We start from the raw sequence: 24,121 nt of genomic DNA, 5'->3' as shown, positions 1-24,121 counted from the left end.
TGGCAGGCACGCGTGCCGGCCGTCATGAGCCGGTGCAGGCGATGGACCCCTGTTCCAGCGGGGAGAACGCACCGTCGGTGCGGACGATCATCACTTGCACGCAGGTCTGCCCGGAGGGGTTTGCCTTGACCTGGACCGGCGGCTGCGCCACAGACTGGAACTCGCCGCCACCGCCGATGGTGTAGACGCGCCATTTGTAGCTGTCGCCGTCCTTGGGCTGCGGGTTCTTCCAGGTGAACGCCACGTTGCCGTCGCTGCCTGCGGCCCCGGCCAGCCCTTCGACGTCGGGGACGGTTCCGTTATCCAGTGCGTCCGCGGGCGGCTTGGATACCTGCTGGGTTTCCACCGCTTTGGGCGTCCCGCCGCCGGAGTTGGCTGCCACGACACCCACCACCGCGGCAAGGGCCAGGATGGTGCCGCCGGCTATGGCGAGCCACAGGTTCCGCTTGCCGTGGTCCTGCTCCGGCGCTTCTTCAGGCCCTTCGGCCGGCCGGTCGCTGGCCGCGGGCCGGTGGACGGTGGCATCGGCGGAACTGGTGTGCGCGTCCTCGGCGCCGTGGACCGGTGCCCCGTAGTTGGACTGGCTGCCGCCGCTGCCGCGCAGGACGGTGGACTGGGACCATTCGTGCGGCCCGTCGTCGTCCGTTGCCTCCTTGCCGCCGAAGATGCTCCCGGGGACGCGGGCCTGGGTTGCCGCGTTGCGTCCTTCCGCCGTGGCGGGCGGCCAGGTTCCGGCGGCGGGGGCGGTGAAGCGCGACGGCGGCGCACCGGTTTGGCTGCCAGGTCCCGCCGTGGTGTTTCCGGTACCGGCGCCACCCGCCCCGGAGCCTGGAGCCTGCGGCCACGTGCGGGCCGGGAAGGTGGGCGCACTGCCGGTGCGCTCCGGGTCGATTGACGCGATGCTCCGGACCCGGGTCTCCTCAGTGCCCTCGTCCGGGTGGTTCTCTTCCTGCTGCGGTTCCTCGAGCACCTCGAAGGGGGTGACGGAGAGGTTCAGCTCCGCCTGGATGCGCTGCAGGGCAAGGGCGAACGCGTGCGCGGAGGAATACCGTGACTGGGGCGATTTGGCCATGGCGGTGGCCAGGGCAAGCTCCAGGGACTCGGGTACGTCCGCGCGGCCCAGTCGCGGCAGGGCGGTGTTGCTGATGCGGTTGATCAGTTCACGCTGGGAGTTGTCCGCGCCAGGCATCACGAACGGCGAGCGGCCGGCCAGGAGTGTGTAAAGGGTGGCACCGAGGGCCCACACATCCACCATGACGCCGTCCACGCTGCCGTCGCGGAACTGTTCGGGCGGGGACCAGGGGATGGACATGCCGGAATCGTCGTCGCTGTCACCGGCGAGGGTGCCGGAGATGCCGAAGTCGGTCAGGGCCGGGCGGTTGTAGTCGGTCACCAGGATGTTGGCCGGCTTGATGTCGCGGTGGGCAATGCCTGCCCGGTGGGCCGTTTCGACGGCGGAGGCTACCTGGATGCCGACGGCCAGCACCTCATCCACGCTGAACCGCTGCCGGCGGTAGCGGACGTCCAGGCTGGGGCGGGAGCAGTACTCCATGGCCAGGTACGAGTGGCCGTCATCCGTCACTTCCGCTTCGAAGATGGTGACGATGTAGGGGTGGGAGGACAGCTGGGCCATCAGGTTGGCCTCGGACTCGAAGCGGCGGCGGGCGCCCTCGGTCTTCAGGTCCGAGAGCAGCACTTTGACGGCCACTTTGCGGCGCGGCCTGTCCTGCTCGTAGAGGTAGACGTCGGAGAACCCGCCGGAACCGAGCAGGCTGATGTAATTGAACCCCGGGATACGGGGTGGCGGCGCTACGGGCCGTTTGGAACTCAAGGAATCTCCTCAAAACGCAGCGAGATGTTATCGCCCAACTCGGCGATATCACCGTCCAGCAGGATGGCCATCTCGTTCTGGGCCAGGCGCCGCGGGGACTGGCCTTCCCGCACCAGGACAGTGCCATTGGTTGCCTTAAGGTCGCACAGCATGACGTGCCACCCTTCCAGCCGGACCTCCACATGGGACCTTGAGATGTCGCCGCCGGGGCTGGGCACCTGGACCAGGCGTGGCATCCCGCCGCCCTGGACGCGTGAAACAGAAGGCTGGCGGCCGATGACCAGTGACTGGTCCAGGTCCAGCAGTTCGCCCGTGGACAGCCGCATCCGGCCCAGGCGGGGACGGCCCACCTGCACCGCGTCCTGGGGCAGGGGCGCTCCGCAGACGGTGCAGGCCGAGCGGATGGGCGGGTTCGCATGGCCCTGCGGGCACACCCGGGCCAACACCAGCGGACCTCCGGCCGGTGCTGGGCCGTCCGGGCCCGGCCCGCCCGGCGTGGCGGTTGCCTGCTGGCCGGTGGGGAGGCTGCTTTTCATGACCGTCTGGCCGTCATGGTCATCGTCAAAGTCGGTGGCCGATGGCCCCGTCCCGGGTGCCGCAGGGTAGCTGGCGGGCTGGGCGGTTCCCGGCTGCGGCCCCGGCGTGGGCGCTCCGAACGCCGGTGGCGCTCCAGGCGGCGTCCCGGCCGAAGCCGGGGCCGGGGTGAACGGCTCCGGGGCAGGTGCTTGCGCGTTCCCCGCTCCCCCGGTCCGCCACGGCACCGACTCGATGAGCAGGCCGGTGGCCGGCTTGGGTGCTGTGGCAGGAGGAAGGCCTGCACCGTCCTGGATGCCAGCGCCGTCCGCTTCGTTGTGCGGCAGCGGGTGCTCCGGTGCTTGCTGCTCTTCAGCGCCGGCTTCGATGGCAGCCTCCGGGGCCGCGGCCTCGTGGGCGGGTGCGGACCCGTGCTCGTCGTCGGCCGGTTCCTCGCGGACCGCCGCGTCCTCGATGTTCCGCATGACCGTCCGCTCCCACAGGTGGTCATAGGAGCTGGTCAGGTCAATGGCCGCAAGCACGTCAGCGGCCCCGGGAACTGCCGTCCCGGGGACAGGGTCCGCGTCGCCGTCCACGTGCAATCCGGCGGCTTCCGCGTCCGGGCCGCCGGTTTCCGCCGAGGCGTTGTCCGCTGCACCGTCGTCGGTGGGGCCATTCGGAGCAGAATCAGTACCTGCTGCGTCGTCGTCGGCAGTCTCATTGTCAGCGGCGGCTTCGCCTGAACCGGCGTGCTGCGTGCCGCCGTGCCCGGCATATTCGCCGTCCTCGTCCAGGACGGCGTACACGGTTTCGACTGAAACCTCCGCATGGCCCGGCGCGGTGGCCGTTTCCGGCAGCGCCGTATCTCCGGCGTCCGCAACGCCGGGATCAGCGGCCGCGCCGGCCGCAGCATCACTTGCGCTGGAGGCCTCCGGCAGGACTTCAGCGGTACCGGACGAATCGACGGCAACCGCCGCCACCGGAGTGCCCGCAGCGGCAGGCTCGGCCTCAGCATCCGCGGCGGTCTGCGGTTCAGCCGCCACGGGAGTTGCCGCACCGGCTGCCGTGCCGGCTGGGACGCCACCACCGTCGGGGACAGCAGCAGTCCTTGGAGCTTCCAGTGCGCCCTGCCCGGCATCAGCACCCAGGCGGATCGCCTGCAGCAGGACCATGCCCTCGCCCAGCCGGAGCTCGGGCTGCCCGGTTTCGCCTGCGCCCGGGATCATCAGGGTGCAGGCGCCGGGAATGGCAAAGCTGCGTTCGCTCCAGGTGGTGACGTCGCGGCCGTTCAGCTCCGCGGGCCCCTCGGGTGTTTCGACAGAGAGTTCGAGCCCACCCCGGAGGAACACCCGCAGCGGCCCGGAAAAGTCCAGGATGGCGAACGGCGGAATGCGGGACAGGTTGCCGCCGGAGCTGCCGGTGATGGCCTGCAGGACTTCGTAGACTTCGGTCTTCCCGGCAATGAGGTTCCATACGGAATCAGCGAGGGCGGGCGGCGTATCGGGTCCGAGGATGACAGCCGTGTGGGAACGGACGATGCCCAGCCAGGTGCCGGGGACGTAGCTGGTGCCGGTCATCGCGGGGCCTCGGTGCCGTCGTCGGGATCCTGGCCTGCAGCGGGTTCGTGCCCGGCCGCCTTTTCCTGCACTGCGTTGTCCTGCTGTTGCGGAAGAGGCTGGGTTGTGGCCTGCGCTGCCTGTCCGCGGGGCAACGTGTCCTCGTCTTCAGCGGACGGATCCCGCCGTGGAGCCGTAGTGGCAGCGCCGGCGTCGTTCAGGACGTTGCGGGCGTCCACCACAATCACTGTGATGTTGTCCCGCCCGCCGCTGCGCAGCGCGGCCTGGATAAGGGCGTCGACGGCGTCCTGCGGGTGGCCGGCCGTGCTGAGGATGCGGTGGATGTGCTCGTCCGTCAGTTCGGAGGTGAGGCCGTCGGAGCAGACCATGACCCGGTCCCCCTCCTCCACCGGAAGCAGCCAGTAGTCGGCCTCGGTTTCGTCCCCGGTGCCCAGCGCCCTGGTGACCACATGGCGGCGGGGATGCACCGTGGCCTGCTGGGGCGTGATTTCGCCGGCGTCCACGAGTTCCTGGACTTCCGAGTGGTCCACGCTGATTTGCTCGAACCGGCCCTGGCTGAGGCGGTAGGTGCGGGAGTCGCCGATGTTCATCACCAGCCAGTACGGCATGCCCATCTGCTCCACCACCACCGCTCCGGTCAGCGTGGTTCCCGCCCGGGCACCCGTGGCTTCCCTGATGGAGTTGTCCGCGCGCAGCAGGTACTGCTGCAGGACCGCGGCCGTGACGCTCCGGTCCCCCGTGGACAGCTGCGGAATCGCTGCCAGGGTCCTGACGCACATGCCGCTGGCAATCTCGCCGGCCTCATGGCCGCCCATGCCGTCGGCAACGGCGAAGACCGGGTCCGACGCGATGAAGGAATCCTCATTCAGCTCGCGGCGGAGTCCCCGGTCCGTTCCGTAGCCGCAGGTGAGGCTCAGGCCAGGGCCCGGCTGCGTGGTGGTGGGAACACTGGCGGGCTGTTGGTTCATGCCTGTCCTAGGTAAAAGGTCCGGTCGCCAAAGTGGACGCTGGAACCGGGGGATACAAAAGTCGGGACACCGGCCGCAAGGGGCGTGCGGAGTCCGTCGGGCGTGGTCACGGCACTGCCGTTGGTGGAGTTCCGGTCGGTCACCCAGATCCCCGCCCCGTCGGTCAGGACGTGCAGGTGGGTCTTGGAGATGGACCGTCCGGGGTCGTCGACGGCGAGGAGCTGGGCATGCTGTTCGCCGGCGGAGCCCACGGGGTTGCGGCCCACCAGGACGCTGCGGTCGAGCTGGAAGTCGCGGCCGTCGTCGAGCCTGATCCGCAGCACGGCGACAGGCGCCGGGCCGGCGGTGCCGGGGCGCACCTGGGTGCGTTCGACGTCGTCGTCCACGTGTGGCTGCCCCGAAGACTGCTGCCCGGCGAACGGCTGCCCGGCCTGCCATGCTGCGGGCGGTGCGGGAGCGGCGTCCGGCGCCGGAGTCCCCGGCGGTGCGAAGGACGAGGGCGAGGTGTAGGACACGGTCTGTGCTGGGATGGTCCGGCCATCAGGCTGGATGGCCCGTGCCGGGTGGGGCTGGACCGGCGCTGCAGCGGGCGCCGCGGGCGCGTGCTGGGCGGGCTGCTGACCCGGCGCGGTCGGCACCTGCGCCTGCTGTGCTGCTCCGGCCGGAGCCTGGGGGGCGATGACCTGGGGCGCGCGGGCACCGGCGACGGGCGAGAGCACCGGCTGGACAGGAGGCAGGTCCAGGGGCGCGAAGCTGTAGGGGCCCTGGATGCCGCCTGTGGTGATGGGGTCACGGCCTGCCTTGACGTCAAAAACGAGCGTCTTGGCGGCATTGTCGTGCCAGCCGCGCAGTTGCCCGTCCTTGTCCCAGGTGCTTGAAACCACTACGAGAACGGCCCAGACGGCCGCCGCCAGGAGCAGCGGCCCCAGGATGAAGAAGGCGGCGTCGAACCACTTGAAGACCACCACCAGGACTGCTCCGATGATGGTCAGCAGGATGCCGGCACCGGTCAGCAGTCCGCGCACGAACACGCCGCCGGCGCCGGGCGCGTAGCCGTCATTGTCGGTGCTGCGGATGCCCATCAGGAGGTTGCCGGGCGTTTTGCCCGTCCGGGCTTCCAGGCCTGTCAGCACGGCTGCGTAGACCAGCGTGATGCCCAGTCCGATGCCGCCGAACAGCACCAGGGAGGCGGTGTCGTAAATGATGAAACCGCCGCTGCGGGTGCGGGTGATCCCTGCGAAGCCAATGGCGAACGTCACCACCAGGACCGCCAGCGGGAACAGCCAGTCCACCACGGCAGCCCCGAGCCGCTTGCCCGCGGTTGCCGGGACAAGCTGAAGGTTTCCTGCCATTCCTGTTCCTCCCCCTGGCGCGGACGCCCCTGCCGGACCCGCGGCGCTCCCCTGCCCCGCTGCCGCGTTCGCGATGCCCGCGGCAGAAGTTGCCTGGGGCATTTGTACTACCGGGATAGTACCGGGAATCGGCGGCCGGTGCGCGGCAACCGGGACTGCCCGGACGTCCGCCCCCGGGTAGGGCGCGGAGCCGGCGACGGTCTGGAGTCCGGGGTAAGGGCCGGCTCCGGTTTCGGGAGCCCGCTCCTGGTTACGTAGGCTCCGTGCCGACCGGTTGGGCAGCGGTGCCCCGCAGGAGGTGCAGAAAGCGGCGCCCGTGCGGATGTTCTGCTGGCAGCGCGGGCATCGCTCGGCATTGGGGGTCACTGCGGTTTGGGTCCTTGCGTTGGAGGTTCTTCAGGGGAAGGTGTGCCGGCACCGGCCGGTGGCGTGCCGGGTCCGGCCGCGGGCGGCCCGGCAGGCGTCCGACGGCGGCCCGCGGCTTTCCCGAACGGCAGAGCCGGAAGCTTGAACCGCCTTCCGCCGCCGCCGGCATTGTCCTTCGTGTTCAGGGCGTTGCGCGCGTCGGAAAGGAGCGACCGCGGTGAGAACCGGGCCTGTTGGCGGCGCCAGAAGCCGACCGTGGCGGTCATTTCCTTCAGCGACCCGTCCACGATGGTCCAGTACTCACGCACCTCGTCCTCGCTGGGCTGCCCGGCGCCGAAGATCGAGGCGTCGGCGCGCCGCGCCAAAGTGGTGGTGGCGGACTGGCTGCCCGGGAACGCCTCGGCCAGGACCGCGGCGCTTTCCCGGCGCGTGGCCCGCGTGTCCACGGCGGCACCCATGTCGGTGGCCAGGCTGACCACTTCACTCCATCCCCCGCCAACACGCTGGGCAGGGTCGCCCGCGCTGAAACGCGACTTCCGGCGTCGTGATTTCAACAACGCCACCAGCAGCAGCGGCAACGCGAGGATGGCCAGCGGGATCAGCGCCACGCCCAGGGCACTGAGCAGGGCACCCCAGAACAGCCACGGGTTGTCCTTCTTCTGGTCCGCGTCCAGCGCATCCGGCGAGGAGTCCGGCGGAAGGTCAGCAGGTTCCTGCGGCGGGGGCGGTGGCTGCAGCACCTGGGGCTTGGGCTTGGACTTGTTCTCCGGGTCGGGCGGGATGGGAACGTTGTCCTTGGGCGGGGTGGGATCGAAGCTGACCCAGCCAACGCGTTCGAACGCGACCTCCACCCAGGCGTGGACGTTCTTGCCGGTGATCCTGACCTCGCCGGCACCGTTCTCGGGGCTCGTGGGGTCTGGATAGAAGCCCATGACCACCCTGGACGGGATGCCTAGATGGCGCAGCATCAGGGACATGGCCACGGCGTACTGTTCGTCGTCGCCGAGCATCTGCTTGGCTGTCAGCAGGTTGCGGATGCGTGCCGAGCCGTGGCCGGAGACGCTGGGGAGCTGCCCTTCGCTGACCAGGCCGTTGCTGAACGCGCCGGTCTTCTGGAAGTGGGCCTCAATCTGGCGGACCCGGTCGATGGCCGTCGGGGCGTCCGCGGACAGGTCGTTCGCCTGCGAACCCACCACCGGCGGAACTTCCAGCGGGTCCGGAAGCGAGAGCTGGGCAAAGTCGTACTGCGTCAGCTGGCCGTGCTCAAGCTTCACGGGATCTGACACCTGCACGCTGTAGGAGTCGCCCCGGTTCAGTCCGTTGGTGGTGACGGCGGTGTCCGTGCCGGAGTTGAAGTACAGGCCGGATGCCGCCTGGGACCCGCCCTGGTCGAAGCTGATGCCGGTGGTCTTGCGGCCGCCGGGGACAAAGTACCCCTGGTAGTCCTCGATGCTGATGTCGATGGAGTAATCGTTCGTGGGGACCACGCTCGAGGTGTCCGCCAGCGTATTGATGGACTCGGCGTCGCCCACTTTGCTGAAGTTGCCCGAGCCGTTGGGGTCCATGTTGTAGTTGGTCCCGTTGAAGGCGTCCAGGGCTCCCAGCCGTACCCTGCCGTCGCGGGGAAGGCCCTTGACGACAAACAGGGTGTCGTCCTTCTTGTCCTTGACGTAGGTGCGGAAGCTGGCCAGCGGGGTGACGTAGTCCTTGGGGTCGAACGGCGGAACCACCACGTTGCGGAGGACCTTGCGTTCATTCCCGGCAGTCACCAGCGGTGCGGAGAGGGCGGTGACGCCCACGCTGACAGCGATCACGCCGGCGGCCATGCCCAGGCGGCGCAGCGAGGCTTTCCGTACCGTGGCGGTATCTGCCTGCGGATTGTTGACCGAGACCCGCCGGGTGGAGGACCTGCGGAGGGCGTCGCGGCGGAAAGTGGCCCAGGCGATGCCCAGCACCGTCAGTCCGATGCCGCGTTCAACAGTGAGGAAGGCGGCGTTGGTGCTGAACGCAATGCCCGTGACGAAGAGGAGCAGCACCGGGATCAGAGGGAGGTAGGGGCTGCGCACCCGCCAGGTCAGCACGGCTGCAACGAGGGCCATGATCATCGAGCTCAGGAACGGGACAATCAGCACGCCGTTGGCGGAACCGACGGGGACGCCCACGGTGAGCATGTCCTTCCAGGCGAACACCACACCCAGCAGGAGCGTGCGGAGCGAGTCCAGGGTGGGTACAAACCCGGCAATCGCTGCGTCCGGCACTGCCAGCAGGGTGCCGAACACCAGGTAGGCGCCCAGGGCGATGGCCGTGGTGACGAGCAGTCCCAGGCGCAGGTGCGCGTTGAGCACGCCGATGCCCAGGCCAAGGATGATGCCGCCGAAGCCGGACAGCAGGTAGTAGGGGTCGCCGCCGAAGCTCAGCCCGAAACCGAGCAGTCCCAGGCCCAGGAGGACGGTGAGGGCACCGGCGTCGAGGGCGAAGTGCCAGGCCGGCTGCCCGTTGCTGAACGGGCCGGTTTGGCTGCTGAAGGGTTTCCGGGCGGATCCGCTTCTGGGGCGGAGGCCAGGTGCGGAGGTCATGCTGCCGCCTTTCGGAGGACGATGCCGAGATCGGCGAGGTCGCCGACGGTCAGCACGGTGAGGTCTGCGATGTTGGCCCTGCTGGACGCGGCCCCGGCCTCGATCCGGACGGCGAGGCTGCGGACGCCCGGCGGGACGGAGGCCGCGGAGGAGCGCAGCTGGGTGGCTGTGACGTTGCTGCCCACCACGAAGAACACTACGGAGGCGTTGGGGACGGTGTCCGCCAAAGTACGGGCGAGGTCGACGGCGGTGCGGCGCATCGGGGTGCCGACGATCCGGGTCATGTCATCGAGCATGTTGCGGCCCGTTTCGCAGCGCAGCGGCCCCTTTTGCGTCAGGACATCCAGCTCACGCTGCTCTCGGATGGCCTGGCGGCCGATCGAAGCGGCCGCCGAAATGGCCATCTCGAACTCTTCCTCGGAGGCGTATTCATCGGTGTTGATGGACAGTGCGATGGCGAGGTGTGCCCGGCGGGTTTCCTCGAACTGGCGCACCATCAGTTTGTTGGTCCGTGCAGTGGTCTTCCAGTGGATGTGGCGCCTGTCATCGCCCGGGACGTAATCACGGAGGGCGTGGAAGGAGACATCGGCACTGGACAGTTCCGTGGTGGGCATGCCTTCGAGGTCGCGGATGAACCCGGCGGCTGAGCCCGCCAGCGCCACCGTACGCGGGTGGACGAAGAGGTCCTCGGGCTCGGTCCACAGGACCTGGCGGCGCAGCAGGTGCAGGGGGTCGGCCCGCACGGAACGGACCGGACCCACCACGATGACGGCGCGGCGTGCCGTCGGAATGGTGAAGAGGTCTTCATGGACCTGCTGGGGCTTCATGCGGGGCAGGTGGAAGACGGCCGTGACGCCACCCACGGGCAGTTCGACCGATGCCGGCAGCAGCGGGCGGCTGGACGTGTTGGTGACGGCGATGCTTCCCACTGCGCTGTCCCCCACCGCCACGCGGGTCCGTGCCAGGTCCAGGACCACCCCGTAGGTGGAGCGGCCCAGGATGAAGCACACCGCGATGAGGAACATGACGAAGGCCGCCACGGCAGCGGCCTTCGCTTCCTGCCAGCCGTAGGCCGATCCTGCCCACCAGAGCAGGATGGTGGCTGCAAGAACGGACCATCCCAGCACGCTGACCACGGAGAGCACCGGCCAGACGTAGGTGAGCCACGCCTTCCGGACGGTGCGCCAGGCCGGTTCCAGGGCAAGGCCTGCAGTGGAGCTTGCCTCAGCCCAGACCGCCGAAGGGTGCAGGCGGGTGGGCCTGCCGTCCCGGTGGAAGGGTTGCTTGAGACGCTCCGTGAGCCGGGTCAGCGGGGTGCCGGTGGACATATGTGTGCCTTCGTTGTTGCTGGAGGTTGAGGACGTGCCGGGCCTGCGGGTCAGGCGTTGGTGCGCTGCTGCGGGGCTGCCACGTCCGCGAGGATCCGCGCCAGCACTGCCTCGGGCGTCGCTCCGGAGAACTCGGCTTCGGGGTCCATGACGAAGCGGTGGGTCCACACCACCGGGGCGAGTTCCTTGATGTCGTCCGGAAGGACGAAGTTGCGGCCCTGCGAGGCTGCCCAGACCTTCGCGGCGCGGACCATGGCGAGGGCGCCGCGGACTGAGACGCCCAGCCGCGTTTCGGGTGCGCTGCGGGTTTCCTCGCACAGCCGGGAGATGTACTCGAGGACTGCGGTGTCCACGTGTCCGGTGGCGGCAAGGTCGGCCATGTCGGCCACGGCCTGCGTGGTGATGACCGCAGAGAGTTCCTTGGAACGGTCCTTGAGGTTGGAGCCGCCAAGCAGCCGGACCGTCGAGGCGTGGTCCGGGTAGCCGATGGACGTCTTGATCAGGAAGCGGTCAAGCTGGGCTTCCGGGAGCCGGTAGGTGCCGGCCTGTTCGATCGGGTTCTGGGTGGCCATGACCATGAACGGGCGGCCTGCGGAGTAGGTGACGCCGTCCACGGTGACCCTAGATTCTTCCATGACCTCAAGAAGCGCGGACTGGGTCTTCGGCGACGCACGGTTGATTTCGTCGGCGAGGACGATGTTGTTGAAGATCGGGCCCTTGTGGAACTCGAACTTCTGCGTCTTCTGGTCGTAGATGGTCACGCCGGTGACGTCCGAGGGCAAGAGGTCCGGGGTGAACTGGATGCGGTTGTTGGAGCCCTGAACAGTGGCGGCCAGCGCACGTGCCAGGGAGGTCTTGCCCGTTCCGGGGGCGTCCTCGAACAGGACGTGGCCCTCGGCCAGCATCGCGGTGAAGGTCAGTCGGATGACGTGTTCCTTACCAAGCACCGCCTGCCCCACATTGGCAACGAGCTTTTCGAACGTATCGGCAAACCACGCGGCCTGCTCGCTGGTCATCGTCATGGGGTGGTTCTTCCTTCTTCTCAGTATCAAGGGTGGGTTTCAGTCTGTGGCGGGACCCGGCTAGCCCGGGTCCCGCCTTTTGCGTTGAGCTGGTGCGCTAGCGGTTGGGCATCCCGGCGGGCGGGTTGCAGCCGCGGCTGGACGTATCGCAGCGGATCCAGTTTCCGGCGGCCATGCCGCTGGTGAGGTGGTACCAGATGCCGGTGGGGTTGTTCGACGTCTTGTACCAAACCTGGTACCTGTCCGTGTCCGCCGGAGCGCCGGCGTCCAGCCATTTGCCTGCCCCGTTGCACTGCGACGGGTTGCCGGCCACAAAGCTGTCCGTACCCTTGCGGGGCTCCGTGCAGCTGCGGGTCGGGGTGGCAGTGATGCTCCACGACGTGGGCACCGGGGGCGGCGGCTCGGCGCCGCTGCGGGACGTATCGCTGCCGATCCGGCCCGGCTGGCCGCCGCTGATGGCCCGAACGCGAAGGGTGTGGGTTTCGCTGAAGCCGACCGTCTTGGAGAAGGAGCGCTGGTTGGTGTCCTGCCATCCCCCGCCGTCCAGGCTGTACTGGTATCCCGTGACGGCGCGGCCATTGCCGTCCGGCTGGTTCCAGGTCCAGGACACTGTCTTGTCACCCTCGCCGCTGCTCTTGCTGCCGTTCACGTTAGGAGCAAAGGCCAGGCCGTACGGATTCACCTGGTTGGACGGAGCGCTGGCGTCACCGGCGGTGGAACTGCGGGACGAGACCGCCCAGACCACCACCGAGGTAGGCGTGCCATTGGCGGCGGCAACCGTCCCGCCGCCGGCAGCGATGCTGCCGCTGCCGCCGCCTGAGGTCAGGCTGTACCTGTAGGTGATTTCCTGCGGGGTGGACCCGTTGCGCTGGGCATCGCTCAGCACCGGGAACCTCACGTCGATCTTGCCGCCGTTTCCACCGGTGTCCACCAGCGTCGCCGTCGGAGTCCCAACGATGCCGGGCTTGCCCACCGCCCGGATGGCCGCCGACTGTCCGCTGGTGGCGCTGGTTCCCGCCTTGTTGGTGGCGGAGACCGTGAAGGTGTAGTTGGCCTCGGAGTTGTCCACTGTCACGTTCTGCGAGGTGCCGGCCACCTGCTGGGTGGCCACCACCGCACCGCCCCGGAGGGTGGTGAGGGTGTAGGCAGAGACGGCGTCACCGTTGTTGTTCGGCGCGGCCCAGCTGACCTTCAGCTGGCTCTGCGACCCCAGGGACGCCGCCTGGGCGGCCGTGGGTGCTGCCGGGGTGGCCGGCACACCGGCCGGCACTTCAGCCGCGGAGTACGGGCTCCACTCGGACGGTTCCTTGGCGTCGTTCCGCGCCAGGACCCGCACCTTGTAGGACACGCCGTTCTGCAGGCCCTTCCAGACATAGCTGACTGCGGTCAGGTTCTGGATCTGGGCGTTCTGCCCCGCGGGCGGCGGGGAGATCTCCAGGTCGTAGGACTTTACCGGCGAACCCTTGCTGGCAGGAGCAGTCCAGTTGATGGACAGTTCCTTGTCGCCAAACTTCAGCGACGGCGCCAGCGGGGTGTCGGGCTTGACGTCCGGCCGTACTTCGGCCGAAGCCGGCGAACGGTCCGAATCGCCGAACTCGTTGGTGGCGGTGACCTGGAAGTGGTACTTCGTGTTGTTGACCAGCCCGTTCAGCGTGCAGGTATTGGCCGGGCAGTCCTGTTTGAATCCGCCCTCGCCGTACACGGTGTACTTGGTGATGGGTGAACCGCGGTCCGCGGGAGCGGCCCAGGTCAGCAGCGCCGTCTGGTCCCCCACGCTTTGCGCCTGCGGCGTAGTGGGGGCCGCCGGCTTGTCCTTCACCGTAAGCCGGACGCGTGCCGTGGCGTGCCGCGATGCGTCCTGGGTCTTGTCTTCCACCGTGTAGGTGACCACCATGGTGCCGGTGAAGCCGGGGGCGGGTGTGACCGTCACCGAATCGCCGTTCACTTCAACGTTGCCGCTGCCGGTCTCGGTAGCCGCGGCAATGATCTTCAGCGCCGTCTCGGGGAACGGGTTGGCGTCGTTGGCCAGGACATTGATGGTGACGGGCTTGCCGGCGGCGGCGTTAGGTTCAACGTCGTCGTTAGCTACCGGTTTGGGCCGGTTGGATGCCGTCACGGACAGCTGGAACGTGGCCGTGGCTTCCAGGCCGCGCGGGTCCCTGGCCTTGACCTGCACGGCACCGGCGGTGCCGGCCCGGCTGGAGTCCGCGGCGGAGACTTTGAGGTTCCTGCCGTCCACGCTCGCGTTGAAGCCGGCGGCACCACCGCCCACCAGCTCGTACTTCATGTTGTCCACGTCGTCCCCGTCGGGGTCCGAGGTCAGCCTCCCGAGGTCGATGCTTGCCGAGTCGCCCATGGGCACCTCGACGTTCGCGCCCAGGAGTTCAGGCGGGTTGTTCTTGTTGGGGTCCGGAAGGACCTTGGTGCGGATGCTGAGCGTCGACTTCAGGCCGGCGGGATCGTCCGGTCCGGTGCCGTCGGTGACTTCGAAGGTCAGTGAACCCGGACCCACGTAGTCAGTGCCTGCGGTGTACTTCAGTCCCGTGCCGTCACCGGTGACGGGGTCGCTGCCGTCGGCTCCGATGAGCTTGATCCGGTCCGCCTGCGTCAGGCGCGGCGAGCGGCCTTCCCGGACCTTGACCCATTCGTCCAGGTCAACATTGACGGTCTGTCCCGCCACCACTTCCAGGACCTCGTCCTTTGCCAGAGTGGGAACCTGCTGGCCGAGGCCCGGCACCCAGATGATGGCGGTGGACTTCTGGCCGTCAACGTCCTCCACGGTGTACGGGATGAGCTGCGGCTGCTCGGTGAGGTCAACGATCATGTTGCCTTCAGCGCCGGGCCGGGCCGTGGTTGCCTCAGTACTGATCTTGAGGTTTTCGCCCACGCCGTCGGGGTCTTCATCGTTCTTCAGGACGGGAACGTCCACGGCGGTCTTGCCCATGGTCTGGGCTGATGTCACACGGTCGTCACGGGCGATGGGTGCCTTGAGCGGGACCTCCGGGTCCACCACCACGCGGATGGTGGCCTGTGCCCGGGCGTCCCGGTCATCGGCCACGGTGTACCGGACGTTGACGGTCCCGGCCTCGTTGGGGGCGGTCAGGATGACCCGTCCGCTGGTCTTGCTCACGGTGGCCTGGAGGGCAGGATCAGCCTCGATGCCGTCGGTGAGGATGCGGATCTGGTCGCCGTCGGGATCGGTGTCGTTGCCGGTGGCGTCGACGGCGATCTGGCGGCCGGGGCGGACCCGCACCTCGTCGTCCACGGGAGTGGGCTTCTGGTTGATTTCGCCGCGCGGTGCAATGCCCACGGTGACGGTGCCCGTATTGACGGCACCCTGCCGGTCCACCACCTTGTAGCGGAAGGTATCGGTCCCGGCGCCGTCTCCGGCAGCCGTGAAGTCGATGAAGTTGCTGCCCACGGTGGCCGTACCCATGGCAGGCGTGCTGTCGATGCCGGTCAGCTGGACCGAGTCGCCGTCGGGATCGATGCCGTCCAGCGGCACCGGAATGCGGACGGTGCCGGCCGCCACCACGCGGGCCGTGAGGTTGCGCGGCTGCGGGCGGGAATTCTCCGCGCCTTCGAGCGGGAGGATGTGGATGGTGACGGCGGCGGCGCTCTTTTGGCCCTGCGGGTCCACCGCATTGTAGATGGCGCGGACCGTCTTGGGCTGGCTGCCGGCGATGAACCGGAGGGTGTTTTCGGAGACGAAGCTTTTGCCGTCGACCGGGTCCACACCCTGCGGGAGCACCGGATCGACGGTCAGCTCCTGGCCCTGCGGGTGCGTGTCGTTGTCCAGGACGGGAATGGTGACCACGTCGTTGACGCGGACATTGACCTCGTCCGGCTTGGGCTGGGGTGCTTCCACCACGGCCGGTGCCGGGACGGGTACCACGGAGACGGAACCTGTGGCCGACTTCTTGCCGTTGGACATGGTGTATTCGAAGAGGATCGGGTCCTTGGTTCCGAGGATGTCCGTGATGCGCAGGACGCTGTGGTTGATCACGCTGACTGAGACGGTGGCGTTTTCCGGAAGCTTCACGGATTGCAGCACCAAGACGCCGCCGGAGGGGTCGGAGTCGTTTGCCAGCGGGTCCAGCAGGACGCTGCCGCCGGTGGGCATCAGGGCGACATCGTGGACAGCGACGGGGTCGCCGGGATCGTCACCGGATTCGACGTCCACGCGGATCAGGCCCTGGCTGCTCTGCGGGCCATTGCTGGCGATGTATGTGAGGTAGACGGGGCCGGGGGTGGTGCTGCGGAACGTGAAGGTTCCGCCGTCGGTCACGGGGCCGAGATCGGCGGGCCCGTTCGCTTCCACCTGGGCGAGGCGGAGCGCGCCGCCGTTGGGGTCCACGTCATTCTTCAGCGGCGAGATCACCAGGTCCTGGCCCACTACGGCTGTGACATGGTCAGCGTTGACTACCGGTGCGAGGGCACCCGGCGGCTGCACGTTGATGACCACCTTTCCGGTGACGGTGTCGCGGCCATCCCAGATGGTCACCTCAACGTTCTTTTTGCCGGAGGTGGCGCCGGAGTCCTGGAAAGTGAGCAGGCCGTCACGGCGGACCTTCACCTGGTCCTGCTCGTTGTCGGCCTTGGCGTCGAGGAGCACCAGGTCATCGCCGTCGGGGTCCACCCAGTCCGTCAGAATGTTCTGGCTCACGGTCTTGCCCTGTTCCACCAGCATGGTGGTGTTCTCGCCGCGTTTGAACTGCGGTGGCTTGTTCTGGTCCGGGCCCACCACGTTGAGGGTGACCTGTCCGGTGGCGGAGAGGCCGCGGCCGTCGGACGCCGAGTAGCTGAAGGTCTCCGTGCCGGGCCTGGCGTCGGCCGGCACGGAAATCTGGAAGGCGGTGCCGCCGTAGATGTTCTCCAGCGTCCCTGCCTTCGGCGGGTTGCCCTGGAGCCCGGCGGTGAGGACGTCGCCGTCGGGATCGGAATCATTGTCCAGGACGCTCAGGATGGTGGTGCGGCCCGGACGGACGCCGACGACGTCGGGCTTGGTTTCCGGCGGACGGTTCGGTTTGGTGCGGTCCGGCAACACGTTGATGGTGTTGATATCCGCGGACTCCTGGTCCTGCTCGTCGGATTCGTTCTTCGGCGGGACGACGTCGTCCCAGTTGTTGACCAGCTGCATGTTCTGGTTCACCAGCCACACATTCCCGGAATTCACATCATTGAGGACCACCAGGTCCCGGTTCACCCGAAACACATACGACGGCGACGCACTCGCCTTGGGCACATCCACGTTCTTATCATCAGCATCATTCACACAATCACGGACATACTTATTCGCCCCCGACCACGCAGCATGCACACACCCACCCAACTGCACCGGAGCCGCAGGAACACCCTCACCACCAAACGACACCGTCTTCGCCGTCCCACCATCCAACGGCTGCTTCAACAACGCCTTCTGCGTCGCAATCGCCACAAAATCACTGCCCGGACCACCCTGCTGCAACTTCGCATCCCGCGCATCAGCCAACTGCAACCGCTTACCACCAGGCAAAAACAAACTCCCCGCCGCAGCATCCAACACCACCGGCCGGTCCCCCACCACCGTAATCTGCAGGTCCCCCGCACCCTTCAACTCAGACCACGACTCAGCATCCGAAGACACCACCACACCATTGGCATCAACACCGGTCACCGTCACCGTCCCGGCCTTCGGATCCGCCGAATAAATACGATCATCAGCACCCACCGCCGACACCGTACCCTCAGACCCCACCAACACCGGCTCCGACGCTTCCTCATCAAAACCATTCACCGTCGACGGCGACACCGCCCACACCTTGCCCGACGCCGCATCCGTCACCGACAACACCGACGACCCAAAACTCACATCCGCAGCCCCCGGCAACTGCTTATCCCCACCCAAACGCATATTCGCCGGCGACACCTGATTCAACGTCGAACCAGACTCATCATCAACAAACACCTCACCGGCATCCTGCAAAATATCAAACGTCGACGACGCCGGAGTCACCGCCCCATCCAACACACGCGACGGATAATTCAACCGCCCCACCGCATTCTTGGACTTCGACACCACCCACACACCACCGTCATTCAACTCCACCTCAGTGGTCTTAAACCCCGGATAGAGCACGGCGCCGGTCGCCACGACGGCCACGGCAGCGGCGAAGGCTGTACCGGTGACGATCTTCTTGTGGCGCCGTTTGAGCCCAAGTTTCCCCAGCAGACTTGTCACAGCGATTTGTTTCCCTCAGTTGTGCGGCGGCCCCCCGGCCGAAATCCCCAAAAACCCGGTACCGGGCTCTCTGTTCCCCGCGTTAGCCTACCCAACGGTGCAAGGGTCCGCGATGGGTAGAGGTGCCCCCGGCGCTGACCTGCGGCTTCATGATTTTGGCGGGTCAGCATGGGGGCGCTCCGAGCCCTGCGGGGTCCGGAAGGGTGGTGTGTCCGGCGATGACGTAGCGGCCCACGTTGCGTGCCGAACCGGATTCAACCCGCCACCAGCGAAGGATGCCGTTACCGGACCAATTGTCGTCCTGGTCGATGTAGCAGGCCACCATGATGCGGTCCTGGCTGGACTTGTAGAACCACGGCGGATTGTTGCCGCTGACCCCATCGCAGGTGAAGTAGGGATTGGGCCGGTAATTCGAGCCGCCCCTGGTGTAGGTGCAAGTCCGCTCGAAGTCGGGGTCCGAAGTCTTGATCCGGGTCTCCCACAATCCCTGCTTACCGGACGTCGCCCTGGCTGAGGCGATACCGCTTCCGGTCCCTACGGAGTTCAGGGTCTGGACCTCGATGGTGCGGCTCTGCTGCCACCCACCGGTATTGATGGTCCGGCTCCCTGAAGGGGCCACGTTCTCCCAGCCGCCGCCGTTGATCCTGATCCTGGTGCTCGCGACGTCGTTTGTTGCCGTGGATGGCGAGGACCAGCGAAGCGTAACGGACTGGTCGTTGACGCCGCCGTCCTGTCCTGACGCGGACGGTGTGCCCGGGGACCCGTACGGCGTTGCCGACGCCGGGGCGCTGGCATTGGAGCTCGGGGCCACAGAGGAATTGGCAATGACAGTGATGCTCACCTGGGCGCCGTTGGCGAAGCCGCCGATGGTCTGGCCCGGGCTGATGGGGCCGCTGGAACCATTGCTGGCGTTGTAACTGTAGCTGACCTCGTTCTCGGCAGAGCCGTTCCGTTCAGCCGCCGTCAGCCGCCGGAAGTCGACCGTGACGGACCGGCCGGCACCGCCGGTGTTGGCCGGAGTGGCGTTGACGCCGGAAACCTGCCCAAGCTTTCCGGTGGCACGGCGGGGAGCTGACGGCGGGCTGACTGCGCCCTTGCCCGCTTTGTTCTCGGCCTGCACGGTGAAAGTGTAGGCCGCTTCGGAGTTGTCCGCCGTGAAGTTTGCGGAGCGGACCGTTCCTGGGATGGTCTGTGTCTGGTCCGCCCTGCCGCCGCCGGACATCGTGACGTAGTAGGCGCTGATGGCGTCACCGTTGGTGTTGGGTTCAGCCCAGTTCACCCGCAGCTGGTTCTGGGTTCCCACTGACGATGCCACGGAGGAGGTGGGTGCGGCGGGGGCCGCCGGTACGCCGGCCGGGTTGTCTTCGGCGGAATATGTACCCCAGTCGGAGGGGCCGAGTTCGTTGACGGCCTGCGCGCGCACCTTGTACTTCACGCCGTTGGTCAGCCCGGTCCACGTGTAGTTGAGGCCTGCCACCTCGTTCTTGACGGCAACACCGTTGGCGGGCGGAGGCGAGATCTCCAGGTTGTAGTGCTTGACCGGGGAGCCTTCCGTCCGCGCAGCGGGCCAGTTGATGACCATGTTCTTGTCGCCGGCTTTGACACTGGGTGCTTCCGGTGGCGAGGGCTTCTCATCGGGCCGGATTTCGTTCGACTGCGGTGACGGCTGCGACTCCCCCACCTCGTTGGTTGCCTTGACGGTGAAGACGTACTTCACGTTGTTGGTCAGGCCGGAGAGGGTGCAGGTGGTGGTGGGGCACTTCTGCTGGAATCCATTGTTGGATTCCACCGTGTATTCGGTGATGGGTGCTCCATTATCCGACGGCGGCGCCCACTTGAGCACGGCCGTGCGGCTGCGGACGTCGGTCGCCGAGGGGGCGGACGGCGCATCGGGTTCACTGCGCACCGTGAGGCGGACCCGGCCGTCCACCTGGCGGGAAAGGTCACCGGTCTTGTCGGCGATGGTGTAGCGGACCACCATGACACCCTTGAATCCGTCTGCAGGGGTGATGGTGATCGAGTCGCCGTCAATAGTGGGCTGGCCCTGGGCCGAACCTGTTTCGACGCTGGTGCCCACGATCTTCAGCGGGGTATCGCTGAAGGGGTTGACGTCGTTGGCCAGGACGTTGACCGTCTCGGCACGGCCAGCGTTGGCTTTCTCCACCACGTCGTCATTGGCGACCGGCATGGGCCGGTTGGAGGCCACATGCCGCACCTGGATGGTGGCCGTCACCGCGGGCGAGCGTCCGTCGGTCACGGTGGCCTGGATATTGCCCGTCACGCCGACTCCCACGGAGTTTTCCGCGCTGACGCTGAGTACCGTGCCGTCGAGCTTCGCGCTGAAGCCCGGGGGCGGCGGGCCCTCGAGGGCGAACGTGAGGTTACCTTGGTCCCGCTCGTCCACGTCGGCCGCGAGGGGACCAAGGTCCAGGGTTGCAGTTTCCGTCTTGGGAATGTCAAGGGATGCGCCGCGGAACGTGGGCGGAGTGTTGGCCTCGTCAGGGTCCGGGATCACGTTGGTCATGATGACCAGGGTCGATTTCAGCCCGTCGGGATCGTCGGGCCCCGAGCCGTCGGTGACTTCGAAGGTGATGGAGCCCGGCCCCGCGTAGCCGGGCCGCGCCGCGTAGCGGAGGCCTTCGCCCTCTCCGACGATCACGTTGTCCGGGGCGGCGCCCAGGACCTTGACGGAGTCGGCAACGCTGATCTTGGGCCGGCGGCCGTCCCGCACCCTGACGTAGTCGTCAAGGTCCAGGGTGATTTCCTTGCCGGCCATGACCTCCACCGTTTCGGTAATGGACAGCGTGGGGTACTGCGCTCCCTGGCCCGGTACCCAGATCACGGCCGTTGCGGTGAGGCCATCGGTGTCGGTCACCGTATACGGGATGAGCTGGTCTTCGGGCGTGAGGTTGACTACCACGTTCCCTGAGCCGCCCACGCGGGCATTGGGGTTGCCGTCCGGAAGGCTGATCTGCAGCTCGGAGGCCACCCCGTCGGGGTCGGAGTCGTTCTTCAGGACCGGTACGTCGATGGCCGTCTTACCCAGGGTTTCGGCCAGGGTGACCCTGTCGTCCTTGGCAATGGGACGCTTCAGTTCCGCGTCCGCGCTGACCCGGACCCGGATGACGGCGCTGGCCTGCGCCTTCTTGTCGTCCTGGATGCGGTACCGGATGCTCTCGTTGCCTTCCACCGAGGGCGCGGTGAAGAGTACTTTGGCGCCGTCAGCCACTTCGACGTTCAGCTCGGGCCGGACTTCGAAACCGTCGGTCAGCAGGGAGACGGGATCGCCGTCGGGGTCCGAATCATTGGCCAGGGCATCAACGGCGACGTTCCTGCCCGGCCTGACGTCCACGGCGTCGTCCACGGCAATCGGGTTCTGGTTGATGGCTTCCGGCGGTGCAACGCCCACAATCACGGTGCCGGTGTTTTCGGCGCCAATCCGGTCGCGGACGCGATACGAAAAGGTGTCGGTCCCGGCGGCGTCGCCCGCGGCGGTGTACTCGAGGTAACCGTCGCGGACGGTTGCCGTGCCCATGCCCGCCGCCTTGTCGATTCCCATCAGCTGCACCGAGTCGCCGTCGGCGTCGATGCCGTCCAAGGGGACGGGGATCTTGACGGTCATGCCCGCGACCACGCGCCCGGTGAGGTTGCGCGGTTCGGGGCGGCTGTTCCGCTCGTCGTCGCGCGCCAGGATGCGGATGGTCACCTGTTGGGAGTCCACCTGGCCGGACTCGTTGCGGACTTTGTAGATTGCGTAGACGGTTTTGGCCTCGGAGCCGGCGATGAACCGCAGCTGGTCCCCGGCCACGAAGGTCCGTCCGTCGGCTTCGTCCGGGACCTGGGCCAGCTCGGGCACCAGGGTCAGCTTGCCGCCGTTGGGATCGGTGTCGTTATCGAGCACTGGGATGGAGACCACGTCACCGGCCCGGACGGTTGCTTCGTCGGGCTTGGCCTGGGGTGCCTGCAGTTTTGTCGGCGCCGGGACCACCACGACGGCGATCTCGCCTGTCGCTGAAGACCGGCCGTTGGAGATGGTGTACTTCAGCGTCAGCTGGCCTTCGGCACGGAGGTCGGTGATCCGGACCACCGAGTGGTCCAGGACGGACACGCTGACCGGAAGGGAGCCGTCGGCGGTTACCGACTGGACCACCAGGACACCGCCGGAGGGGTCGGAGTCGTTGCCGAGCACATCGACAAGGACGCTGCCGCCCGTGGGCAGCAAAGCAATGTCGCGGACAGCGACGGGGGCTCCGGCGTCGTTGCCGGCCACCACGTCGACGCGGACCAGTTGAACTGCACTGGCGGGCCCGTTGGTCACCAGGTACTCCACGTAGTGCGGTCCAGGCACGTCGGACGTGAAGCTGAAGGTCTGCTGGTCGGCGCCGATGACCGCCCTGGACTGCTCGTCAGCGGTCACCTGGGCGAGGCGGAGCGCGCCGCCCTGGGGGTCGATGTCGTTCTTCAGTGGTGCGATCACCGTCGGAGCACCGGCCACTGCCACCACATGGTCTGCGTTGGCGATGGGCGGGAGGGCTCCTGCGGGGCGGACGTCGACAGTGATCCGGCCTTCGGTGGTGGCCTGGCCATCGGAGATGCCCACGGTGAGGACCTTGCGGCCCGGCGAGGTGCCGCTGTCCTGGAAGGAGAGCTGCCCGTCGGGGCGGATGCGGACCTGGTCAAGGGGGTCGGGACTGGAGACCGAGGTGGCGTAGAGGTCGTCGCCGTCGGGGTCGATCCAGTCCGTAAGGATGTTCCGGGTGACTGATTTGCCCTGCTGGACCACCATGGTGGTGTCACGGTTCGGCTTTTGCGCCGGTGCCGTGTTTTCCGTCAGCGGGACAACGCGCAGCGAGACTTCGGCGGTGGCGGAGAGCCCACGGCCGTCGTCCACCGTGTATTTGAAGGTTTCCGTGCCGGTCTTGTCGGCGGGAACAGCCACCTGGAAGCCCGTGCTGCCGTAGATCGTCGATAACGTGCCGAGGCGGATGTTGTCGGGCTGGCGCACTGTCAGGATGTCACCGTCGGGGTCCGTGTCATTGTCCAGGACCGGGAGGATGGTGGTCTTGCCGGCGCGGACGCCGTAGCTGTCCGGCTGGGCGACGGGCGGGCTGTTGGGTTTGGTGCGGTCCGGGAGGACTGTCTGCTGGACTTCGTCGGCGGAGTCCTTATCGGCGTCGTCCGAGGTTTCCTTGGGCGGGATGACGTCGTCCCAGTTGTTGACCAGCTGCATGTTCTGGTTCACCAGCCACACATTCCCGGAATTCACATCATTGAGGACCACCAGGTCCCGGTTCACCCGAAAGACATACGACGGCGACGCACTCGCCTTGGGCACATCCACGTTCTTATCATCAGCATCATTCACACAATCACGGACATACTTATTCGCCCCCGACCACGCAGCATGCACACACCCACCCAACTGCACCGGAGCCGCAGGAACACCCTCACCACCAAACGACACCGTCTTCGCCGTCCCACCATCCAACGGCTGCTTCAACAACGCCTTCTGCGTCGCAATCGCCACAAAATCACTGCCCGGACCACCCTGCTGCAACTTCGCATCCCGCGCATCAGCCAACTGCAACCGCTTACCACCAGGCAAAAACAAACTCCCCGCCGCAGCATCCAACACCACCGGCCGGTCCCCCACCACCGTAATCTGCAGGTCCCCCGCACCCTTCAACTCAGACCACGACTCAGCATCCGAAGACACCACCACACCATTGGCATCAACACCGGTCACCGTCACCGTCCCGGCCTTCGGATCCGCCGAATAAATACGATCATCAGCACCCACCGCCGACACCGTACCCTCAGACCCCACCAACACCGGCTCCGACGCTTCCTCATCAAAACCATTCACCGTCGACGGCGACACCGCCCACACCTTGCCCGACGCCGCATCCGTCACCGACAACACCGACGACCCAAAACTCACATCCGCAGCCCCCGGCAACTGCTTATCCCCACCCAAACGCATATTCGCCGGCGACACCTGATTCAACGTCGAACCAGACTCATCATCAACAAACACCTCACCGGCATCCTGCAAAATATCAAACGTCGACGACGCCGGAGTCACCGCCCCATCCAACACACGCGACGGATAATTCAACCGCCCCACCGCATTCTTGGACTTCGACACCACCCACACACCACCGTCATTCAACTCCACCTCAGTGGTCTTAAACCCCGGATAGACGACGGCGCCAACAACGAGGGCGGCGAGGGCAAGACCCATGGCGGAGGTGCTGAAAAGGGGGGACTGGAAAAAGGGCCGGCGCCGGGGCGCAGCAGCAGCTTTTGCGCGCGCTCGTCCGCGAAACTTCATGGAACGGTTCCCCCCGCTAAGTCGGCGATGGCCG

General features: G+C 67.3%; 9 protein-coding genes and 1 pseudogene. All 10 read right to left on the bottom strand.

Features of this window, described 5'->3' with window-relative positions; all coding sequences use genetic code 11:
* Window positions 1-22 precede the first annotated feature (22 nt).
* Entirely contained in the window at window positions 23-1,831 is a 1,809-nt protein-coding gene (locus ACHL_RS06730) for a serine/threonine-protein kinase (protein ID WP_015936551.1), read from the bottom strand.
* A complete protein-coding gene (locus ACHL_RS24155; protein ID WP_015936550.1) occupies window positions 1,828-3,921 on the bottom strand; it encodes an FHA domain-containing protein in 2,094 nt (697 codons plus the stop codon). The genes ACHL_RS06730 and ACHL_RS24155 overlap by 4 nt, the downstream gene beginning before the upstream one ends.
* Entirely contained in the window at window positions 3,918-4,889 is a 972-nt protein-coding gene (locus ACHL_RS06720; protein WP_015936549.1) for a PP2C family protein-serine/threonine phosphatase, read from the bottom strand. The genes ACHL_RS24155 and ACHL_RS06720 overlap by 4 nt, the downstream gene beginning before the upstream one ends.
* On the bottom strand, window positions 4,886-6,241 hold the full coding sequence (locus tag ACHL_RS06715) for an RDD family protein (RefSeq protein ID WP_015936548.1): 1,356 nt from the start codon (window positions 6,239-6,241) through the stop codon (window positions 4,886-4,888). Before ACHL_RS06715 ends, ACHL_RS06720 begins: the two co-directional genes overlap by 4 nt.
* A gap of 285 nt (window positions 6,242-6,526) precedes the next feature.
* Window positions 6,527-6,607, bottom strand: a pseudogene (locus tag ACHL_RS24910) (zinc-ribbon domain-containing protein); the annotation flags it as partial.
* Entirely contained in the window at window positions 6,604-9,183 is a 2,580-nt protein-coding gene (locus ACHL_RS06710) for a transglutaminase-like domain-containing protein (RefSeq protein WP_015936547.1), read from the bottom strand. The gene ACHL_RS06710 and the pseudogene ACHL_RS24910, both read right to left, overlap by 4 nt.
* The gene (locus ACHL_RS06705) at window positions 9,180-10,511 is read right to left on the bottom strand and encodes a DUF58 domain-containing protein (protein ID WP_015936546.1); all 1,332 of its coding nucleotides are present in this window, start codon (window positions 10,509-10,511) and stop codon (window positions 9,180-9,182) included. Before ACHL_RS06705 ends, ACHL_RS06710 begins: the two co-directional genes overlap by 4 nt.
* A 50-nt stretch (window positions 10,512-10,561) precedes the next feature.
* A complete protein-coding gene (locus ACHL_RS06700) occupies window positions 10,562-11,533 on the bottom strand; it encodes an AAA family ATPase (protein ID WP_015936545.1) in 972 nt (323 codons plus the stop codon).
* A gap of 97 nt (window positions 11,534-11,630) precedes the next feature.
* Window positions 11,631-17,753, bottom strand: coding sequence for an Ig-like domain-containing protein (locus ACHL_RS06695; protein ID WP_015936544.1), 6,123 nt, complete (start codon window positions 17,751-17,753; stop codon window positions 11,631-11,633).
* Between the two features lie 163 nt (window positions 17,754-17,916).
* Window positions 17,917-24,087, bottom strand: a complete 6,171-nt coding sequence (locus tag ACHL_RS06690) for an Ig-like domain-containing protein (protein ID WP_015936543.1) — start codon at window positions 24,085-24,087, stop codon at window positions 17,917-17,919.
* Between the last annotated feature and the right edge of the window lie 34 nt (window positions 24,088-24,121).

It is taken from the genome of Pseudarthrobacter chlorophenolicus A6, assembly GCF_000022025.1.
Classification (GTDB): Bacteria; Actinomycetota; Actinomycetes; order Actinomycetales; family Micrococcaceae; genus Arthrobacter; species Arthrobacter chlorophenolicus.
The sequence above is the reverse complement of the archived record's forward strand: the minus strand, read 5'-3'. Positions and strand labels throughout refer to the sequence as shown.